Origin of the sequence: Pedobacter psychrotolerans, assembly GCF_004340665.1 — a bacterium.
Classification (GTDB): Bacteria; Bacteroidota; Bacteroidia; order Sphingobacteriales; family Sphingobacteriaceae; genus Pedobacter; species Pedobacter psychrotolerans.
Genome location: NZ_SLWO01000004.1, coordinates 514,367 through 534,476 on the forward strand (window position 1 = coordinate 514,367; position 20,110 = coordinate 534,476).

Consider the following 20,110-nt stretch of genomic DNA (forward strand, 5'->3'; position numbering starts at 1 on the left):
ATGTTGCATATTTAAATTGCTTTAATTGATTTTTCGGAATTGATTAATAAGGACTGCACTGCTTCAGTGCTTTCCAGGCCGGGTTTCTATTGCAGTAGAAGTCCGGCCTTAATTTTTAGCGCTTAACTCATCTGCCTGTTTTAATAATTAGTGATTGATTTGTTAATTGATAGTTTATACCTGTTTTTAGTGCCAGTGTTTGAACGGCGTCTCCTATTTCAGGTTCATTAAAAGCAATGGTATATTTTAGTTTCTTTTCATTACCCAATAGTACTTTCACGGGTATGCCATATTGCCTTTCCAATGCCTTTCCAATCTGAATTAAATCCATATCTTCTAGTTGAAGGTTTTTTCCAGAAGTCCAGGCCATCAGGTTTGCAGCGTTTCCATCTTTAATAACCAGAGCATGCGTCTGCTCATTAAAAATCAGAATTTGGTCTTTTATCAGTCCGGCACTTAATAGCTGAGGTTTGTTTTCATTCATTTTTTCTACTCTAACCTTCCCGGTATTTACAGCAACCTGGTAGCCATTTTCTCCTGCATAGCTGCGAATGTTAAACGAGGTTCCCAATACGGTAGTGATGTAATTTCTGGTTTTCACCTGAAATGGCTTCCTGGCGTTAGGTTTAACCTGAAAAAATGCCTCACCATGTTCCAGCCGAATTTCGCGAATATTAGAAGTGTTAAATCCCTTAGGAACTTTGATAACGGTTGCAGCATTCATCCAAATGGTAGAACTATCCGGAAGCATAATTTTCTTTACTTCGCCGTTTCGGGTTTCGTAAATCCGGTAGGTAACCTGATTTTGTTGTTGGGCGTGTTTTTGGGTATAAACCAATAAAGAAGCAATGCTGATCACAACCAAAGCTGCAGCAATTTTTATATAGCGATGTTGATACCAGTGAGTGGTATGTTGTTTTTCAATGCCTGCAAGTATTCCGGCAAAAAGACGTTCCTCTAATTCGGCCTTTGATGTAGCATCCAATAAAACCTGAGGTTTATGTTGTGCAGTTTCCTTTTCGTTGAACCAATTTTCAATGAGGTGCCTTTGTTTATCCCCAAGCTGTTGCTGTTGAAATTTTTTGAACTGCGCCGAAAGGAATTTATTTACTTTGAATTTCATGCACCTATAAAGCGAACAAGTACCCGGAAAGTACTTTAAAATAAAGTTACCATTACGTTAACTTTATGCGTTTTCGAAGCCTGTTCAGTGCTTCCGAAATATTATTTTTTACGGTTTGTTCAGATAGTGATAGTTCTTTGGCAATGTCGCGGATGGATTTGTTTTCATACCTGCTCAGCTGAAAACATTTTTTCATACTCATAGGCATTTTGATCATCTCCACCTCGATGGTAGCGTTTAGTTCTTTGGTGATAAAGAGGTTTTCAGGATTTTCAACTGCATGCAAGTCCCTGGCCAACAACTCCATCCCATCCAATCTTACTTTATTTTTTCTAAAAAGAGAGATGGTTTCATTTCGGGCTACTTTTATCAGGTAAGGCATTAAACTATCACCAATGATCAATTGATTTCTGTTTTTCCAAACCACAATAAATGTATTCTGAACAATATCTCTAGCCTGTTCATCCTCTCCAACCATCCTACTCACAAAGGCAAATAATGCCTCCCAATGCCTGTTAAAGAGGTTACGAAAGGCTGTTTCATCCCCAAGGCATAATGCTTCCAGAAGTTGTTTGTCAGTTTTATGATTGCTTACCATTGGCATTACAAAACTACCAAACAGGGTATTAAGCCAATATTAAGTGTGTGTTGCCAAACAGTTTTGTTACGATAAGCCCTATCCGCCTGTCAGGGATGAATAAGCCCCTATCCGCCTAGCGGCACCTTTCCACTGAAAGGGAAAGGGCGAGTAAAAACCAATTCACTCGGAGAAATCGTCATTCCGACCGTAGTGGAGGAATCTTTGAACCTTGCATCCAAATTAATAAGCCCCTATCCGCCTGTCGGCACCTTTCCCCTGAAAGGGAAAGGGCGATAAAAATACATTTCTCGAAACGCATATCGTAAAATCAAACATTAACTTACGAAGTTTCAAAGGCCATTTGAGGTGGAAGAACTTCGTCAGTTTTTATAGGAAGTTCACCCCTATCCGCCTGTCGGCACCTTTCCCCTGAAAAGGAAAGGGCGAAGTAAAAACAAATTCCACTCGGAGAAATCGTCATTCCGACCGTAGTGGAGGAATCTTTGAACCTTGCATCCAAATTGATAAGCCCCTATCCGCCTATTGGCACCTTTCCCCTGAAAGGGAAAGGGCAAAAAGAAAAGTTCATCAGCAATTTACCCTATATAATTTGTATTCAATCTAAATAAGGATATATTTGCGAAAAGTATAATTATCAAAGCGATTCCTGATTTAAGCCATTACTTATAATGTTTAAAAGAAACTATTCCTATTTCTTAAATTTTAGCACAACTACTCTCCTATTATTTCTACTTTTCCCACTGCATTCCATTGCCCAGCAAAAGGATTCACTTACAGCTACTTTATCGGGCACAGTAAGTGATACAGACGGACAACCATTACCCTATGCAACAATAAGCATCAGTAATGGAAAAAAGAGTCAGACTGATATCTCAGGTAAATTTATTTTAAACAACTTATCATCTAGGAAATACAGCATATCCATCAGCCTAATTGGCTATGAAACTTTAAAAAAGGATATTGTACTCGCAAATGATTCAACCCTTAATGTCGCCTTCGTGCTTCAGCCTGCAAATTCACTTAATGAAGTCATTGTAACAGCAGGAAGGAAAGCAGAGAGTTTAAAAGACGTTCCTTCTTCTGTGACCATTCTAAATTCACGTGAGGTGAAGGAACAATTAAACGTCAATCCATCTGTTACTGCCATACTAGGGAACACTGTACCCGGACTCGGAACCTCAAACAATAAAGCCACCAACGCCGGGCAAACCCTTCGCGGCCGGCAGGTTTTGGTTTTAATTGATGGCATTCCTCAATCTACCCCCTTGATGAATGGAAGCCGTGATATCAGAACGCTAGATCCTGCAGTTATTGAAAGAATTGAAGTAATAAAAGGCGCAACCTCTATTTATGGAAACGGATCTGCAGGCGGTATTATCAACTTCATCACTAAAAAAGCTGCTGCTGATCAAGCACTCAGCGGTACCTCAAGCATGGGGATTAGTGGTAATTTAGCGCATCCATCCAATACTTTAGGTTACCGTTTTTCCCAAGGTTTTTCAGGAACGTTAAATAAGTTTTCTTATGTAATTAATGGCACTTATAATTATACAGGCGTACAGAAAGATGCCAAAGGCAATGTCATTGCCCAACCTGATGGCCTCGGAGAAAACTCATTGTATAATGCCTTTGTTAAACTTGCCTACAAACCGAATGACCATAGCGAAATCGTGGCTTCTTATAATCTGTTCAGAAGTGTCCAAAACAGCGATTACGTTAATGTGGTAGGCAAATATGGTGTTACCCCTTCAGTAGGCGAAAAAGGTGATGACCCTGGTGAGGCAGCGGGTACACCTTATAACCATAATGCCTTAATTGCTTATCGAAATAATGCCCTCCCCTTATCAAACAGCCTTGATTTATCGGCCTATTACAATGGATTTGTTTCCATGAACCGCTATGTTGCACAGGGAACAGCCTGGTATGGCCCCGGACAAACTAAAATACAGTCTTTCAAAAAAGGGATCAGGCTAACCTTAAATACGCCATGGAAAGCGGGAAGTTTAGGAAACGGTGAATTAACCTATGGACTGGATTTATTAAATGACCGTACCAATCAAGTGCTGACAGATGGAAGGGTATACATCCCTGATATGAATATGCTAAATGTAGCGCCATACGCCCAAATGAAATTTGATATCCTCACCAACTTCATCCTTAAAGCAGGCATCCGTTATGAAAACGCCACCGTTAAGGTAAAGGATTTTAACACCATTGCCCGCGGACCTAACGGACAAGGAAGTATTCCGGTTACCGGAGGAAAAATTCCTTATCGTGCCACCACTTATAATGCTGGTTTAAGGTATAATAAATATGAAATTTTTAACCCTTTTGTGAGTTTTTCGCAAGGCTTTGCCATCAACGAATTGGGCCGAATCCTAAGAACAGCGACCAGCAGCACGCTGGAAAGTATTGCCACTGACCCCATCATCACCAACAATTATGAAGCAGGTTTCAGCAGCAGGTTAGGCATTTTGAACGTAACAGCAGCCTATTTCATCAGTACTTCAAAACTAGGCGCAAACCTGGTAGATGTTGATGGATTTTTAGTACCACAGCGTGAGCCAGAGAAAATAAAGGGCTATGAAATTACGGCAGATTTAAACGTTAGTCCACAATGGTCACTTGGAGGCAGCTATTCTTATACCGAGGGAAAAGCAGAGCAAGCCAATGGAACAAAAGTTTATATGAATGGCTTGCGCATTGCCCCGCCAAAAGCAACCGCTTATCTAACTTATCGCCCCGTATCAGCACTTGATTTAAAATTATTCTGGGTTTACACCGGAAGCCGTGATCGGTTTGATGTTCGTGCAAATGGCCTGTTTGCCAATAGTGAAGGTGATGTAAAAGAAGTAAGTCTCTTTAACCTTTCGGCGGGCTATCGCTTCAGTCAGAAATGGTCAGCAGGTTTAGGCGTAGAAAACCTGCTAAACAGTTCTTATTACCCTGTAGTGAGCCAATACCGGGCAATAGATGCAGAATATGTTCGTGGAATTGGCGCAACCATGAGCTTGAACCTAAATTATTCCTTTTAGAAATGCTAAGGAAAACATTCTTTTGGTTACATAAATGGATCGGCCTGATTACAGGTCTGATTGTTTTTATTGTGAGTGTAACAGGCTGCATCAATGTTTTTTCTGATGAGCTTAAAGAGTTTTTCTACCAGGATAGATTATATGTTAAAAACGGTACAAATGATCGTTTTTTAAGTTTCACTCAACTGCGGGATGAGGCGCAACATGCCCTTAAACCAGGAATCAAAATATCACGTGCAGAAATTTATCCGGGCAAAAACCGCAGCTGGGTATTTCGTGCATCAGCTACAAATAAAAAGGCATTCGGCTACTGGAAACAGTATAAATATTATTATCGTGTATACATCAACCCTTACTCTGGCAAAGTAGTATATGTTGAAAATACCAAAAATGAATGCTTTCAGCTGATCTTGAATCTGCATATGAATTTATTACTGGGCGACTCCATCGGCACCATGATTACCGGAATAGCCGTGGCTTGTTTTTTTGTTTTATTGTTGACTGGCCTTATATTGTGGTTTCCAAGAAAATGGACAAAGAGAGGATTCAAAAAAGGGCTATTGCTTCAGCCAGGTGTAGGGAAAAAGCGCTTCAACTATGATCTACATAATGTCCTAGGATTTTATGCATTAATCCCCGCCATGCTGATTTGCATTACCGGATTGGTTTTCGCATTTTCATGGGCCGATCAATCGGTACAATACTTAGCAAACGGTGCAGAAACAATCAAAAAGCGAAGCATTCCGAAATCAACACCAAACATCAATTATCCCGCTAAACCAACAGACCGTATAGTAGATAGTCTATTAAAAACACATTATGCTGCTGATCTTTTTTCCATCCGCTTCAGGGAAAAAGAAACTGATCCACTTGATGTGCAGGTGAGATTAGCCAAAAACCGCACACACCTTTTTGAGTGGTATTATTTTGACCGCAACACCGGAAAAATGCTCATGCATTATAATGACAGGAATGTGATTGGTGGCGAAAAATTCAGAAGCATGAATTACGATTTACATACTGGTGCATTTGCAGGGATTCCTTCTAAAACCCTAGCATTCATCATTTCCTTAATTTGTGCCTCTATGCCGATAACAGGCTTTATCATGTGGTATAACAAAGCCATACCGAAGAAAAGAAAAGATCACAAATAAATTGGCCATATTTCATATTTCTCACAATATATTGGATCAATAACCAGAAATAAAATTCTGAAGCTTAACAATCGCGCTATCTCTTAAATAAAATATTTTAATATTTATTTTGAACATTCGACATATTTAGTATTTTTGTCGACATGAAAACTAATGTACCTGATGAAAGTGTAAGAGATAGTATAGTTGATGCAGCTCTGGGCGTATTCGAGCGCTATGGTCTTCACCGTGTTTCCATGCATGATATTTCTGTAGCCAGTGGTATGGGAAGAAGTTCACTCTACCACTACTTCGGTAATAAAATGGAAGTATTTGATGCAGTTTCAAAAAAATTACTTGAACAGGTTTTCATTGCTGCAAAGAAAGAAATTGATACCGAATCAACAATGGCGGTGAATGTTTCTAAATATGAACTGAAGAAACTGGAAGGTATCAAAGCCATGAGTCGGAAATATCATCTTGCCTTAATTGATCTGAAGCAAGATCCAGCCTTATTGTTAACTAAAATGAGGATTATCATTCATGATGAAACCAAGATGCTTAATGATTTAATCGACCGCGCTATCGATCGGAAAGAAATTCTCCCGTTAAATATAGAAGACAGACGTTTTTTAGCAGAAACAATAGTTACAGTTTTCAGAAGTTTTGAGCAGGAGATTTTGATTTTTGATCGTTTCCCAGAAATGGAAGCTAAATTATTTTGGCTGGTTTCAATTTTTCATAAAGGACTACAATAGACCTTTTTTTTACGCAAGTTATCGACAAAAATACACAATATGTTAAATGTTAATCATGAATAGAATCAATTTTTTAATCGCCGGTGCATCACTTGCTATGCTATCCGGTATTACAGGCTGCACTAATAAAAAAGAGCACAAAGCAACGCAAAACATTATAAATGTACAGGTTATGCAACTTGGTTCAGCAGCAGGGGATTATACACAATCAATTGTTTATAATGGAACACTTCAGGCCAATAAATCAATTGATTTGAGTTTTCAAGTCTCCGGAACCATTAAAAGTCTTACCGTTCAACCAGGTGATTTTGTAAAAAAAGGACAACTGGTGGCTGCAATAGATGAAACGACATACCGCAGTCAATATCAGGCACAGGCAGCGCAGGCTAAACTTGCTGAAGAAAATTACAGGCGTACTAAAACTGTATTTGAAAAAGGAAGTATTGCAGAAATTAAAATGCTCGAGGCTAAATCAAATTTTGACCAGGCCACCGCGATGGCTAAAGCTACCTATCAGAATATTGTTCATACCAAATTATTTGCACCCGAAAGTGGATATGTTGGTGAAAAGAATGCGGAAGTTGGTGCCATTGCTTCTCCGGGGCAGCCAGTAATCAAGTTGTTAGATACCCGATCTGTTGAAGTGCTGGTATCAGTTCCGGAAAATGAAGTGAACCGATATCAAACCGGAGAAAAAGCTACAGTGCGTATTGAAGCTTTAAATAACGAAGAGTTAGAAGGGCGAATCTCTGAGATTGGCGTATTATCATTAAATAACAGTGCTAACTACAACCTTAAAGTAAAACTTAATAATCCAGATCAAAAGCTTCGTCCGGGGATGCTGAGCAAAGTTGTATTTGACAGTAAAAGCAATAAAAGCCATGTAGGCAATAATGAAATTGTAGTGCCTTTACAAGCCGTTCAGGTAGATGAAAAAGGAAACCAATATGTGTATGTGGCCAGCTCAGACAACAAGGCTAAAAGAAAACAAGTGAAAACTGGTCAACTTTATAGCAATGGATTAGCGATCAAAAGTGGTCTGGAAAGCAATGAACGCCTGATCATATCCGGTTTTCAGAAATTAATCGATCAATCACCTATTGCGGTGCAAAAATAAATCAGGCAAAATGAAAACAGAAAAAAATGGCATGATAGAATGGGCCATGCAATATAAAGTGCTTCCCCTCACATTAGCTTTTGTGCTCGTTATTTTGGGAATCTTTGGGTTATTCAAAATGCCTCGCAATGAATTCCCTGATTTTACCATCAGGCAAGGTGTGGTGATAGGTCTTTATCCAGGCGCCTCATCCGCTCAGGTAGAAGAACAACTCACTAAAAAAGTAGAAGAATATTTATTCAGTAACAACGAGGTTAACAAAACAAAAACATATTCTTACTCTCGTGATGGAATGATGTACATTTTCGTAGAGGTATCAGAAAATGTCAATAGTCCAGATACCAAAGCATTCTGGAACAAGATAAAAAATGGGTTACTCCTTTTACAGGCCCAGTTGCCAAAAGAGGTACGGGGAATAATGGTTAACAGTGATTTCGGAAACACCTCTGCACTTCTTTTAGCCGTAGAATCACCTACCCGCCCGTACAAAGAATTGCAAAAAAACGTGGAGGATATTGAAGCCGAACTGCGTCATGTAGAAGATGTTGCCAAAATTTCACACACCGGAAATCTAACTGAGCAAATCGGCATCTATGTAGATAATAATAAACTATTGCAGAATGGCATATCACCTTCTTTATTGATTAATACCCTTCAAAATGAAGGGGCCATCAGTGCGGCGGGAACTGCAGATGGGCAAACGTTAGAGCGGCCAATTCACCTCACCAGCTTTTATAAAACAGAGGCAGATCTCGCCCAACAGGTAATTCACAGGGATGACAATGGAAACGTCATCAAACTTGGAGATCTGGCAACAATCAAAAGGGAATATGGTGATCCTGATAGTTACATTACAGCTAATGGAACCAAAAGCATTATCATTTCATTGGAAATGATTAAGGGGAAAAATATTGTAAGTTTTGGTAAAGAGCTGGAAGAACGGCTGGATAAAATTAGTGCTAAGCTTCCCTCCGACATCAAACTGGTGAAACTTGCCAACCAGCCAGAAGTGGTAGATGAGTCCATCACCCACTTTATGAAAGAATTTGGATTTGCCTTAATTGGCGTTGTATTGGTAGCCTTGCTCCTGCTTCCATTCAGGGTTGCTGCCGTTGCGGCTGCCACTATTCCAATTACCATCGCGGCAACGATAGCGATTATGTACTTGATGGGTATTGAATTAAATACGGTTACTCTTGCTGCACTAATTGTAGTGTTGGGAATTGTGGTGGATGATCCGATTGTGGTGATTGACAACCACGTAGAGAAAATTGATCATGGAATGTCTGTATGGGATGCAGCCAGAAGCAGCGCCAAGGAACTATTTCCTTCTGTATTTACTGCTACACTTGCTATATCAGCTACTTTCTTTCCTTTAATGTTTTTTATGACTGGAACAGCCAAAGATTTCATCAGCGTTTTTCCGATAACGATATCCATCGCATTATTTCTTTCGCTGATTATTTCCATGTTACTGGTACCCTATTTTAATACATTGTTTATTAAAACTGGTCTTCATGATCCTAATAAGCCAAAAACAAAAAAATCAATGCTTGATTATTTGCAAAGCTTTTTTGATAAACATATCGGTAACGCCATTAAAAACTATAAACTAACCGTTTTATTCGGACTTGGCTCCATTGTAATAGGTATTATTTTTATGGGGCTTCTGCCACAACAGCTCTTCCCAACCATTGACCGTAACCAGTTCGCAATTGAGATTAACCTGCCAAGCGGATATAATCTCAAAGAAACAGATAGTGTGGTTAAAAACATGGAAAGGATTATGAAAAAGGATGAGCGCATCAGGAACTATACCAGTTTTATTGGCAATAGCTCACCCCGCTTTCATACCGTTTACGCACCTAATCTGCCAGCCAAGAATTACGCCCAAATATTGGTGAATACGATATCAGAAGATGCTACTGTAGATATTATCAAAGAATACACCACAAAATATAGCAATAACTTCCCTTCAGCTTATGTGCGCATGAAGCAACTTAATATGGCTGCTGTTCCGGCACCCATAGAATTAAGAATATCTGGAGATAATATCGCCGCACTTAAAAACATTGGCGACAAGATCATCGCCATTGGTAAGGCCAATGATCAGATTACCTGGGCAAGAACAGATTACAATGAGATGGAGGAAGGAATTCTTTTAGATGTAAAAACACAGGAACTCTCGAGATTGGGCCTTACGAAAAGTGATGTGGCAAATACTATCGCCATGAATACGGATGGAATAGATGCCACCAGGGTTTGGGAGGGTAATTATCAGATTGATGTGAAGGTAAAAGGACCCGAGGCATCCAAAACCAATACATCAGATTTACTGGATTTAAATATTCCTTCACAACAAACCAAAGGAACAGTACCACTTAGGCAGGTGGCTAATATCAAACCAGACTGGCATGAAGGCCAGGTAGTACGTCGGAACAGTATCCGTACACTCACCGTTCGTATGGATGTTGCACCTGGTGCAGTAGCAAATGGCGTGCTGGCTACATTGCAGAAAGACATTGAAAAGATAAAGCTCCCTAACGATGTTGAAATTACCTATGGCGGAGAGCTGGAGATGCAAAATGAAAACCAGGGCCCTATGGGAACGGCTTTGGGAATGAGTATCATATTGATTTTTTTAATTCTAATATGGCACTTTAAAAAATTGAAGCATGCCATATTAAGCATTACCACTATGCCTTTATCTCTATTAGGTGCATCATTTGGCCTCTTGGTTACGGGATATCCTTTTGGGTTTACCTCATTTTTAGGACTACTGGCGTTATGTGGCATTGTGGTTAGAAATGGAATTATATTGATTGATCATGCAGAAGAGTTGAGGCATGAAGGCAAAACCGTTCTAGAAGCTGCAACCCTTTCTGCAGAACGCCGCATGCGACCAATCTTTTTAACCTCATCAGCAGCAGCAGTTGGCGTTACCCCAATGATCATTAGCGGATCAGCACTATGGGGACCATTGGGAACTGTAATTTGTTTTGGATTGATGATCTCCATGCTATTAACCTTATTTGTTTTACCAACCCTATACTGGTTGTTTTTTAGAAAAGAAGACAAAGTAGAAAATGAGGTAGAAATCACTCAGCCTTCATCTAATTAAAAATCATTGACATGAGAATTTTCATTTTTTTTATAGTATTATTTTTATCAAGTGGTGTAATAAAGGCACAGAATGTAATTACGCTTGATCAGAGTTTAAAGGCAGCAAACGCCTATAGTAAAGCCATTAAAAATGGCGAACTGAGTGTAAGTTCTGCAGAAGCAGGGGTACAATCTGCTAAATCATATTACCTGCCAAGCGTAAGCGGATCGGCTTTAGGTTTATATGGCTTTAAAGATATTATCCCGCCAATTCCATCACTACTTGATAAAGGAATCAATAACATATACACCGTTGGTGTTACCGCCACCCAAAGCATTTATGCTGGTGGCAAGATCCTCACCAGTAACCAACTGGCAGCTTTGAAGCTCCAGGCGAGTAAAATTCTTGCCAGGCAATCAGCTGATTCCGTGTTATTGCTTACCGAGCAGAAATACTGGAATATAGTAAACTTGCAGGAGCAGCAAAAAACCATCCGGGCTAATGAGGAGTTACTCAACAGTTTGCTTAAATCGCAAAAAGACCTGCTCGCTTCCGGTCTGATTGCAAAAAACGATCTGTTAAGGGTTAAAGTTCAGTTGAGCCAGTTATTGGTAAACAAAAGTAAACTCAACAACGGACGTATGCTTGCATTATTTGATTTCTCGGTATACACCGGTTTGCCTTACGATTCGCTAATGGTGATGCAAGACACCCTAAATAAAACGAAACTACCAACATTGCCTGCCAGTAAGGCTGATACTACCTTGTCAAATCTTTACAGCTATCAGTTACTGGCTCTCGATGTAAAAAGTAATGCCTTGCAAACCCGGCTAGAAAAGGCAAGTAATTTGCCAAGTCTGTCCGTTGGTTTAAGTGCATCACAGGCCGGATCATTTAACGGGGCTTTTAAAAGTTCATTTTTGCCAATCGGATTTGCCACGCTCAGTATCCCGCTATCTGAAAATCTATGGGGAGCAAATCGCCAGAAGATTAAACAGCGTAAAATAACTGAGAGAATTTCTCAAAATAATTTTAACGACGGGCGCAATCAATTGCAAGTTAATATTATGAAATACTGGTATGATTTGAAAGATGCCCTTACCCAAATTAATTATGCAAATGATAACCTGGTTCAAGCTTCAGAAAACCTGAAGATAAACAGAGATAATTATAAAGCTGGCTTAAATAGTATCAGTGATGTTTTAGATGCACAAGCTTCATATCAGCAGGCAGAAACCACTATCAATACGGCGTTTACTGATTACCGGGTTAAGCTAGCTGCATACCGCTTTGCAACAGGTAAAATCAATAAAATGTAGTACCTTTTAGGTTTGAACTAAATAGTAGAAACCACATTCTATTGATCTATTGCGTTTTATATCCAGTCTGCCATTCGCTCCACTCCCCTCCTTTTTTTAAGGAGGGGTGCCCATCGGGCGGGGTGGTTTAAGCCCCTTGTATCGCAATTCCCCTATCCGCCTATCGGCACCTTTCCACTGGAAGGGAAAGGGCGAAAGAAAATAACATTTCTCGAATCTGCCCCATATTGTAAAATCAAACTCCCCCCTCCTTTTTTTGAAGGATAAATCAGTTATTGATTCATATAAGCCTTTGAAAAACCTAATTATGATTTGATTTCAGCACGTATCTTATTTCAGATCATTATTTGATTTTTATAAATTTACAGCATGAAACAAGCTGAGAGTGTAGATGATTTTTATAAAAGATTACCAAGCCCTGCTTCAACACATGTTTCGCCAAGCAATGTTGGTATTGGTCATATTAATGTGTTCAGCAGGGAAACATGCTCTGTAGTGAGCCCTTACAGTCGCCGCGATTTCTATAAAGTTTCGCTGATTATAGGTCAGGGCAAAATCTTTTATGCAGATAAATGGATTCAAATTGACAGACCGGCATTGCTATTTACAAATCCAATTGTACCCTATTCCTGGGAGGCAGAATCCGTGGAGCAGTCGGGCTGGTATTGCCTTTTTACTGAAGATTTTATTCAGCATAGCGAGCGGGTAAATAATCTCCGGGATTCTCCACTATTCAAAATAGGCAGTAATCCAATATTCTTTCCTGATGAAGCTCAATTGAATGAAATTTCAATCCTATTTCAAAAAATGCAGGCAGAAATGGCTTCAGATTACCCACATAAATATGATGTTATCCGCAGCTACTTACACCTGCTGATTCATGAGGCCATGAAAAATAATGCAGCTACCAATTTTCGTACTTATTCCAATGCCTCCTCCAGGGTTTCGGCTTTGTTTCTGGAATTACTGGAAAGGCAATTCCCGATCGATTCCCCAGCGCTTATACTCAAGCTGAAAAGTCCGGCTGATTTCGCTGCTTCCTTATCCATACATATTAATCACCTCAACCGCTCGGTGAAAGACGTTACCGGAAAAACCACAACCACCCATATCACAGCACGGATCATTAAGGAGGCCAGGGCTTTGTTGCAACATACCGACTGGAACATCTCTGATATTGCTTATTGCCTGGGCTTCGAATATCCATCCTACTTTACTTTGTTCTTTAAAAAACACACTGGTTTGGCACCTACTCAAGTTCGTTCATTTGTTTGAATATTATAATGATCGGTTTGATCGTTATAAGTTAGCATTTTGCTTTCATGCCTACATTTGAAAAAACAAAATTTGATCATCATGAAATATAGAACACTTGGAAAAACAGGCGAACAGCTATCTGCACTTGGTTTAGGTTGTATGGGAATGAGCTTTGCTTATGGCCCTACAGATGAAAAGGAAAGTTTAGCAACATTAGAAAAAGCACTTGATCTCGGTATTAATTTTTGGGATACTGCGGATATGTACGCGAATGGTGCCAATGAGGAACTGATTTCCAAAATACTGGTACCTAACCGCGATAAGATATTTATCGCAACAAAATTTGGATTTCGTTTTAAGGATGGAATTGCAGGCCCCAGCAACGCAACCGGTACTTATTTCGATGGCTCTCCTGCCTGGATAAAAATAGCTGTTGAACAAAGCCTGAAACGACTCAAGATTGATACTATTGATCTTTATTATGCGCACAGAGTTGACCCTAATATCCCGATTGAAGAAACTGTTGGCGCAATGGCAGAATTGGTGAAAGAGGGTAAAGTACGCTACCTCGGACTTAGTGAGGCATCTCCCGCTTCCATCAGGAAGGCACATGCAGTACATCCAATTTCAGCACTGCAAAGTGAATATTCGCTGTTAACCAGAGATGTAGAAAAGGAAATCTTGCAGACTGTTAATGAACTTGGCATTTCGTTGGTACCTTACTCTCCTCTTGCAAGAGGTCTGGTAACCAATACGTTGAATGTGAATACCTTGGCTGATGATGATTTCAGAAGAACTTTACCTCGGTATCAGCCTGAAAACATTGAGAATAACAATAAACTAATTATCGAATTTTCTGCATTTGCAGCAACCAAAAATTGCACGCCAGCTCAACTTGCCCTTGCCTGGGTTTTAGCACAAGGTGAAAATATCATTCCTATTCCTGGCACTAAAAAAAGAAAATACCTGGAAGAAAATGTGGGTGCGATTGATGTTAACCTGACGGTTGCTGATCTTACAGCTATCGATGAGCTGATTAAACAATATCCTGTAATTGGTGAACGCGATAGTGAAGGTGCAATGAAGTTAGTTAATCATTAATGGTTAAGAGATCATATCATTTTTAAGACTGGCGAAGTTTTTCTATCAGCAAGTTGACCAACTTACGAAGTTTTAGTGGCCTGAGTATAGGAAGTACTTTGCCAGTCTATTTAGTGGTGAAATTAAATCACGTTTAAACTGGCGAAGTCTTTCCATCACACAACCCTTTGAGACTTCAGTAAGTTGGCTGACTTACATAAAAAAATAATTTAAGCGTCTACACAATAATAAGCCAACATAAGCGTCTTAGTATAGAGAGCGTTAATTTAGATTTAAGGGGAATCGTCCATTGGATGATTCCCCTTTTCTTTTTGTCACAATAAATATTCAGATACATACCAGCCTTACTTCAATAGGATTTTAATGCGGAAGTGATTTAGTAAAACTTATTTAATCGCCTGTACTGCTAAAGTTCGCTCATGAAGTTTTGCAGAACTCACTTTTAGCCTGATTTCTCCCGGTTCTTGTGTACTTCTGATGATCACCAGCGCACGACCCTTCCAAAGCTGGTGTGTTGTACCAACATAGGGCTCTATATCTTTTAGATTAGCATTGCCTACTCCGATAATTTTTCCGGGACCATCCAAATTGAACTGTAATTTATCGTTGGCATTCGGGTCGGAATTGCCCTTATCATCTTTCACTTGTACGGTTACGTAAATAAGGTCTTGTCCGTTAGCACGTATATTTTTTTGATCAGCACTTAATACAAGATGTGCTCCGGATCCGAAGGTAGCAAGAGTTTTTCGCTCAAGTTCTTTTCCATCTGCTACACCTGCCACTGTTAATTCGCCAGGTGCATAGGGTACATTAAATACGGCCTTAAATTCTTCGTTAATACCGGTTGCTTGAGTTGCTAAAAGTCTGCCGTTCAGGCACAAGCTCACCGACGGGTATTTACTATAGGCCACTACTTGCAGGCTATCTCCCTCATGCCCGGGCCAGGTCCAGCTTTCCCAAGTAGGCCAAACTGCCCAATCCGTTAATTTAATTTCCAAAGGCTTCGGTTCAGGTTCCCGAACTGCAAAATAGAGTTTCTCATGATCATTATAGAGCATGCTTCGGTAATGTGATATAGGCTTTCGCCAGCCAGTGAGATCAATATCGCCACAATAGGCACCATGCCACGGGAAAACTTCTGGGGAAGAATGAAAATTTGCAGCCTCACCAGAATAATACCATCGACCGATTCCAGATTCACCAAGATAATCCATTGCAGTCCAAACAAAATCGCCAATGATGTATGGATTTTCGCTAACAAGCTTCCAGTTTGCAAAAGCATCTCTGGGGTAAGATTCTGTTTGAAGAATAATCCGGGCTGGAACCCTTTTATGATCATCTTTTGCCCGGTGTAATTGATAATTGTATCCTGCAATATCATGCTTGGCCATTAATGGATCAAAGATTTCCCAATCATTGTCCCAGGTAGTCATGGCAGAGGTAACAGGACGGGTTGGATCAAGCCTTTTCACTTCTCCGGCAAGCATTTCAGCAGTTTGTACCGCCTGGGGATCCTTCCGTTCAATGATCTCATTCCCTATGCTCCACATGATAATTGAAGGATGATTTTTATCACGACTAACCATCGCATCGATATCTTTTTTCCACCATTTGTCGAAATACATGGCATAATCATATTTGTTTTTAGCAACCTTCCACCCATCAAAAGCCTCGTCAATCACCAATAACCCCAGGCGGTCGCAAGCGGTAAGAAATGCCTCTGAAGGTAAATTGTGCGAAGTTCTTACGGCATTAAATCCTGCTGCTTTCAATATCTCTGCTTTTCGGATTTCTGCATGATCGAAGGCGGCAGCACCCAGGCTACCGTTGTCATGATGTACGCAACCTCCATTTAATTTAATCAGCTTTCCATTTAGTTCAAAACCCTTTTCTGCGGAGTAATTGATTGAACGAATTCCAAATTGTACAGCATTTTGATCAAAAACTATATTTTTAGCTGTAAGACTTACTTCCGCAACATATAATTTTGGTGAGGATACAGACCATAATTCAGGCTTAGAAACTATTATGACCTGGTTAACATCAACTGCATCATTGGCCTTGAGCTTAATATCGCTTTTGCGTGATATAGTTTTATTTGAACCAGGTATTTTTAACTTGGTGTTAAGCGTAACCGTCATGGATTGGTTAGTCTGATTTTTTACTTTCGTAGTGACTTGAATAGTGGCTTCATTTGCCGTAACCTTTGGTGTAGCTACGTTTAAACCATATTGTGGAATATGAATTCGATGAGTGGTTATCATCCAAACATGCCTGTAAATTCCCGATCCGCTATACCACCGACAATTCTTTTGTTTGGAGTTATCTACCCTAACCGATAGGATATTCTCTTTTCCAAACTGAATAAATGGCGTTAAATCGTAACTGAAAGGGCTATATCCGGAAGGGTATTTGCCGAGGGAATGACCATTGATAAAGACTTCTGCATCCATGTAAACACCCTCGAAATTAATGCTGATTAATTTGTCTTTGAATGATTCGGGAAAAGTAAATCGCTTTCGGTACCAGCCAATGCCAGCCTCGAAGAACCCACCATCGCCACCCGTAGTATTTTTTGGGCTAATTTTACTTTCTATACTCCAGTCATGAGGTAGATCAACATTTCGCCAATTGGCATCATCGAAATCCTTTCCTTTTGCTTCAGAATAATCGCCTAGCCGGAATTTCCAATTGTCATCAAATAATTGCTTCCGAGATGTGCTGGTTTGTGCATAGGACTGATGAAAAAAAAGTACTAAAAAAACAAAAAAAATAGATTTTAAAAGCGCATTCATAACTGAGGTCTTAAGATTTTAAAAATGCAAAATAAACGTCATTAAGACAATTATTTTTTAGAGAAAATGATCCCTTATACACCAGCCAATCTTCTATATCAAATCCAAGCATTTTATAATCGAACTTTCATATCAATCATAAATACGAACATACTACCAGATAGACTTTCAAATAATGATTTACTATTTTCTACTGGTAAACCACAAACTAATATGGCAAAATTGAATTAATATTTTATACTTAAACTACTTATATACAGGTAAATAAAAATATAACAAGTATTATACTTAATCATTCTACCTCTCTTCTTTAATCATATTCACACTAATTTATTTTTTGATCTATCAAAAATATTACACAACTTTGGCTATTATTTTTATTCAGTCTAAATAATTATAATATTTATCTAAGGTTAAATTTATATGAAAATCAAAGTCGTACTTTTTTTAATGTTGATCTCAGTACTGATGGTTAAGGCACAAAAACCAGCAACCATTACAGGAAAAATCACCACCACAGATGGCAATGCTGCCGCTGGTATTACCGTAACTGTTTCAGGTACTGCACTCGGAAGTGTGACGGACGGAAATGGTGTTTACAAAATCAAAAATCTACCATTAGGAAATCAAATAATCCAACTCTCCGCTATAGGCATCCAAACTCAGACCAAAACTGTTGAAATAAAATCTGGCGAAACCACCAACGTTGATTTTGTGATCAGCGAAACCTCTAAAGAACTGGAAGAAGTAGCGGTTAGTGCGCTCAGGGCACACAAATATTTATATAAAGAGAGCGATCAGGTAGCCAGAATCCCATTAAAAAACCTGGAGAATCCACAGGTTTATTCCGTTATTCCAAAAGAACTTATTCGCAACCAATTATCCCTTAATAGCAAGGATGTAATTAATAATGCCGCTGGCGTAGTGGCTTACTACACTCCTATTGGTACGGTAAGTGCCTGGATAAGAGGATTTGATACGCGGAATGCGATCCGCAATGGCATGGTGACTCAATATCGGGCAGAGTCTGATCCTATTAATATTGAACGGGTGGAGGTGATAAAAGGACCCGCCGGAACCCTTTTTGGATCAAGTGCGATATCATTTGGTGGTCTAATTAATAAAATCACTAAAACTCCAAATCCTGTAGCATCAAACGAAGTAGCCGTTTTTACAGGCAGCAATAGCCTGATGCGGGTGACTGCTGATGTTAATACCCCTTTAAATTCATCAAAAACATCATTGTTCAGGCTGAATGCGGCTTATCATGCAGAAGATAGTTTTCAGGATATCGGACGTTATAAAAGTATAAGTGCTGCACCAAGTTTTCTTTATAAAATAAATGACAGGCTTACTTTCCTGGTTGATGCTGAATTTGCAGCAGTAACCAGAACACAACAACCCTATCCATCATTCGGCCCCAATACTACCTTTAAAAATTTCAAGGATATCCCTATTGATTACAAAAAATATATTGGTGGTGATGATGTGGATTCTAAAACAACCATTTCTAATTTCTTTACCAAGGCAACCTATAAATTGTCTGATCAATGGGTTTCATCCACCAACTTGAACTTCAGTAATGGTTATGTAGATTATGCCAATCAGCTTTATCCAAGATGGCTGACGGATTCTACCATGACCAGGAATATCGGCATGTATAGCGCCCGTACACTTTCATTCATTCAATTTCAACAGAATTTTAACGGTGATTTTAAAATAGGCAAGATGCGTAACCGGGCAGTTATTGGTACAGATTTTACGAGTACCATTACCCGGTTGAACTATGCTTACTTTAATTATGATACCATTAATGTAAATAAAAATTTCTCTCCTTTATTTGCACAGCGTGCCAATGCCCTGATGGCAGCCACTAAACCAGGCTATTATCAGAATACGCAAACCAATTATAGCCTTTATGCTTCTGACGTTATTAACCTAACCGAACGCCTTCTCGTAATGGCAAGTTTGCGATTGGATCAGTTTGTAAACAAGGCCAGCATTGAGAATAGTCTTCCGGTAAAAGATGACTACCAGCAAACGGCCTTATCTCCTAAATTCGGAATAATTTATCAAATTGTAGATCAGAAAGTTTCCGTATTTGGAAATTACATGAATGGTTTTCTAAATCAGGGCCCTGTTACCCAGCCTGATGGCAGTACACTCAGACTTAAACCAAAGCAAGCCAACCAATGGGAAGGCGGAGTGAAAACGGATCTGTTAAACAAACATTTGGGTTTTACTTTAAGCTTTTACGACATTAAGGTTAATAATGCCACTTATACCGACAACAATAACTTTAGCTTACAGGGTGGTACTCAAAGAAGCAAAGGTTTTGAAGCGGAATTGAATGCGGAGCCTGTTGATCATTTTTACATTATATCCGGATATGCCAAAAACAGCAACAAATTTATATCAGGTGATCCCTCACTGATCGGGAAAAAAGTTGCAGGTGCTCCGGGTGAGGTCTTTAACCTTTGGATGAATTACCAATGTGTTAGTGGATTTTTGAAAAATTTTGGCGGTGGCTTTGGCGGCAATTATGTAAGCGATGTATACTGGGATGCCGCAAATACCATTACCATACCTTCTTATACTGTATTAAATGCAGCCGTTAGTTATAATCAACCAACCTGGACTGCCTCCGTTAAAATGAATAACCTATCCAACCAAAAGTATTGGAACAGTGATGCACAACCGCAAATGCTGAGACAGATTATTGGTTCTATCGCTATGAAATTTTAAACGATAAGTTATACCTAAATCTA

At 39.4% G+C, this 20,110-nt stretch carries 12 protein-coding genes; 9 read left to right on the forward strand and 3 right to left on the reverse strand.

Translation table 11 applies throughout. The features are described 5' to 3' along the window. Positions 1–127 precede the first annotated feature (127 nt). Positions 128–1,123 (reverse strand): FecR family protein, encoded by a 996-nt coding sequence (locus EV200_RS12475; protein WP_132533057.1) that lies wholly within the window; start codon positions 1,121–1,123, stop codon positions 128–130. 52 nt (positions 1,124–1,175) lie between these two features. Beyond that, positions 1,176–1,721, reverse strand: coding sequence for an RNA polymerase sigma factor (locus tag EV200_RS12480; RefSeq protein ID WP_165877925.1), 546 nt, complete (start codon positions 1,719–1,721; stop codon positions 1,176–1,178). 671 nt (positions 1,722–2,392) lie between these two features. Between EV200_RS12480 and EV200_RS12485 the strand changes: the two genes are divergently transcribed. The 8 genes from EV200_RS12485 (at position 2,393) to EV200_RS12520 (ending at position 14,547) form a co-directional block, all read left to right on the forward strand. Further along, on the forward strand, positions 2,393–4,759 hold the full coding sequence (locus EV200_RS12485) for a TonB-dependent receptor (protein ID WP_132533061.1): 2,367 nt from the start codon (positions 2,393–2,395) through the stop codon (positions 4,757–4,759). A gap of 2 nt (positions 4,760–4,761) precedes the next feature. Further along, on the forward strand, positions 4,762–5,913 hold the full coding sequence (locus EV200_RS12490) for a PepSY-associated TM helix domain-containing protein (RefSeq protein WP_132533062.1): 1,152 nt from the start codon (positions 4,762–4,764) through the stop codon (positions 5,911–5,913). Between the two features lie 143 nt (positions 5,914–6,056). Further along, positions 6,057–6,650, forward strand: coding sequence for a TetR/AcrR family transcriptional regulator (locus EV200_RS12495; RefSeq protein ID WP_132533064.1), 594 nt, complete (start codon positions 6,057–6,059; stop codon positions 6,648–6,650). Positions 6,651–6,705: 55 nt separating this feature from the next. Next, positions 6,706–7,767 carry an efflux RND transporter periplasmic adaptor subunit gene (locus tag EV200_RS12500; protein ID WP_132533066.1) on the forward strand — a complete coding sequence of 354 codons (1,062 nt, stop codon included), beginning with the start codon at positions 6,706–6,708 and terminating at the stop codon, positions 7,765–7,767. A gap of 10 nt (positions 7,768–7,777) precedes the next feature. Beyond that, positions 7,778–10,888 carry an efflux RND transporter permease subunit gene (locus EV200_RS12505; protein ID WP_132533068.1) on the forward strand — a complete coding sequence of 1,037 codons (3,111 nt, stop codon included), beginning with the start codon at positions 7,778–7,780 and terminating at the stop codon, positions 10,886–10,888. Positions 10,889–10,899: 11 nt separating this feature from the next. After that, on the forward strand, positions 10,900–12,189 hold the full coding sequence (locus EV200_RS12510) for a TolC family protein (protein WP_132533070.1): 1,290 nt from the start codon (positions 10,900–10,902) through the stop codon (positions 12,187–12,189). A 369-nt stretch (positions 12,190–12,558) separates the two neighbouring features. Then, positions 12,559–13,464 (forward strand): helix-turn-helix domain-containing protein, encoded by a 906-nt coding sequence (locus tag EV200_RS12515; protein ID WP_132533072.1) that lies wholly within the window; start codon positions 12,559–12,561, stop codon positions 13,462–13,464. A gap of 81 nt (positions 13,465–13,545) precedes the next feature. Continuing rightward, positions 13,546–14,547 carry an aldo/keto reductase gene (locus tag EV200_RS12520; protein WP_132533074.1) on the forward strand — a complete coding sequence of 334 codons (1,002 nt, stop codon included), beginning with the start codon at positions 13,546–13,548 and terminating at the stop codon, positions 14,545–14,547. Between the two features lie 386 nt (positions 14,548–14,933). Here EV200_RS12520 and EV200_RS12525 read toward each other — a convergent pair whose 3' ends face one another. After that, complete coding sequence (locus tag EV200_RS12525; RefSeq protein WP_132533076.1) at positions 14,934–17,342, reverse strand: glycoside hydrolase family 2 TIM barrel-domain containing protein; 2,409 nt, start codon at positions 17,340–17,342, stop codon at positions 14,934–14,936. 423 nt (positions 17,343–17,765) lie between these two features. Between EV200_RS12525 and EV200_RS12530 the strand changes: the two genes are divergently transcribed. After that, complete coding sequence (locus EV200_RS12530) at positions 17,766–20,087, forward strand: TonB-dependent receptor (protein WP_132533078.1); 2,322 nt, start codon at positions 17,766–17,768, stop codon at positions 20,085–20,087. Positions 20,088–20,110: the final 23 nt, after the last annotated feature.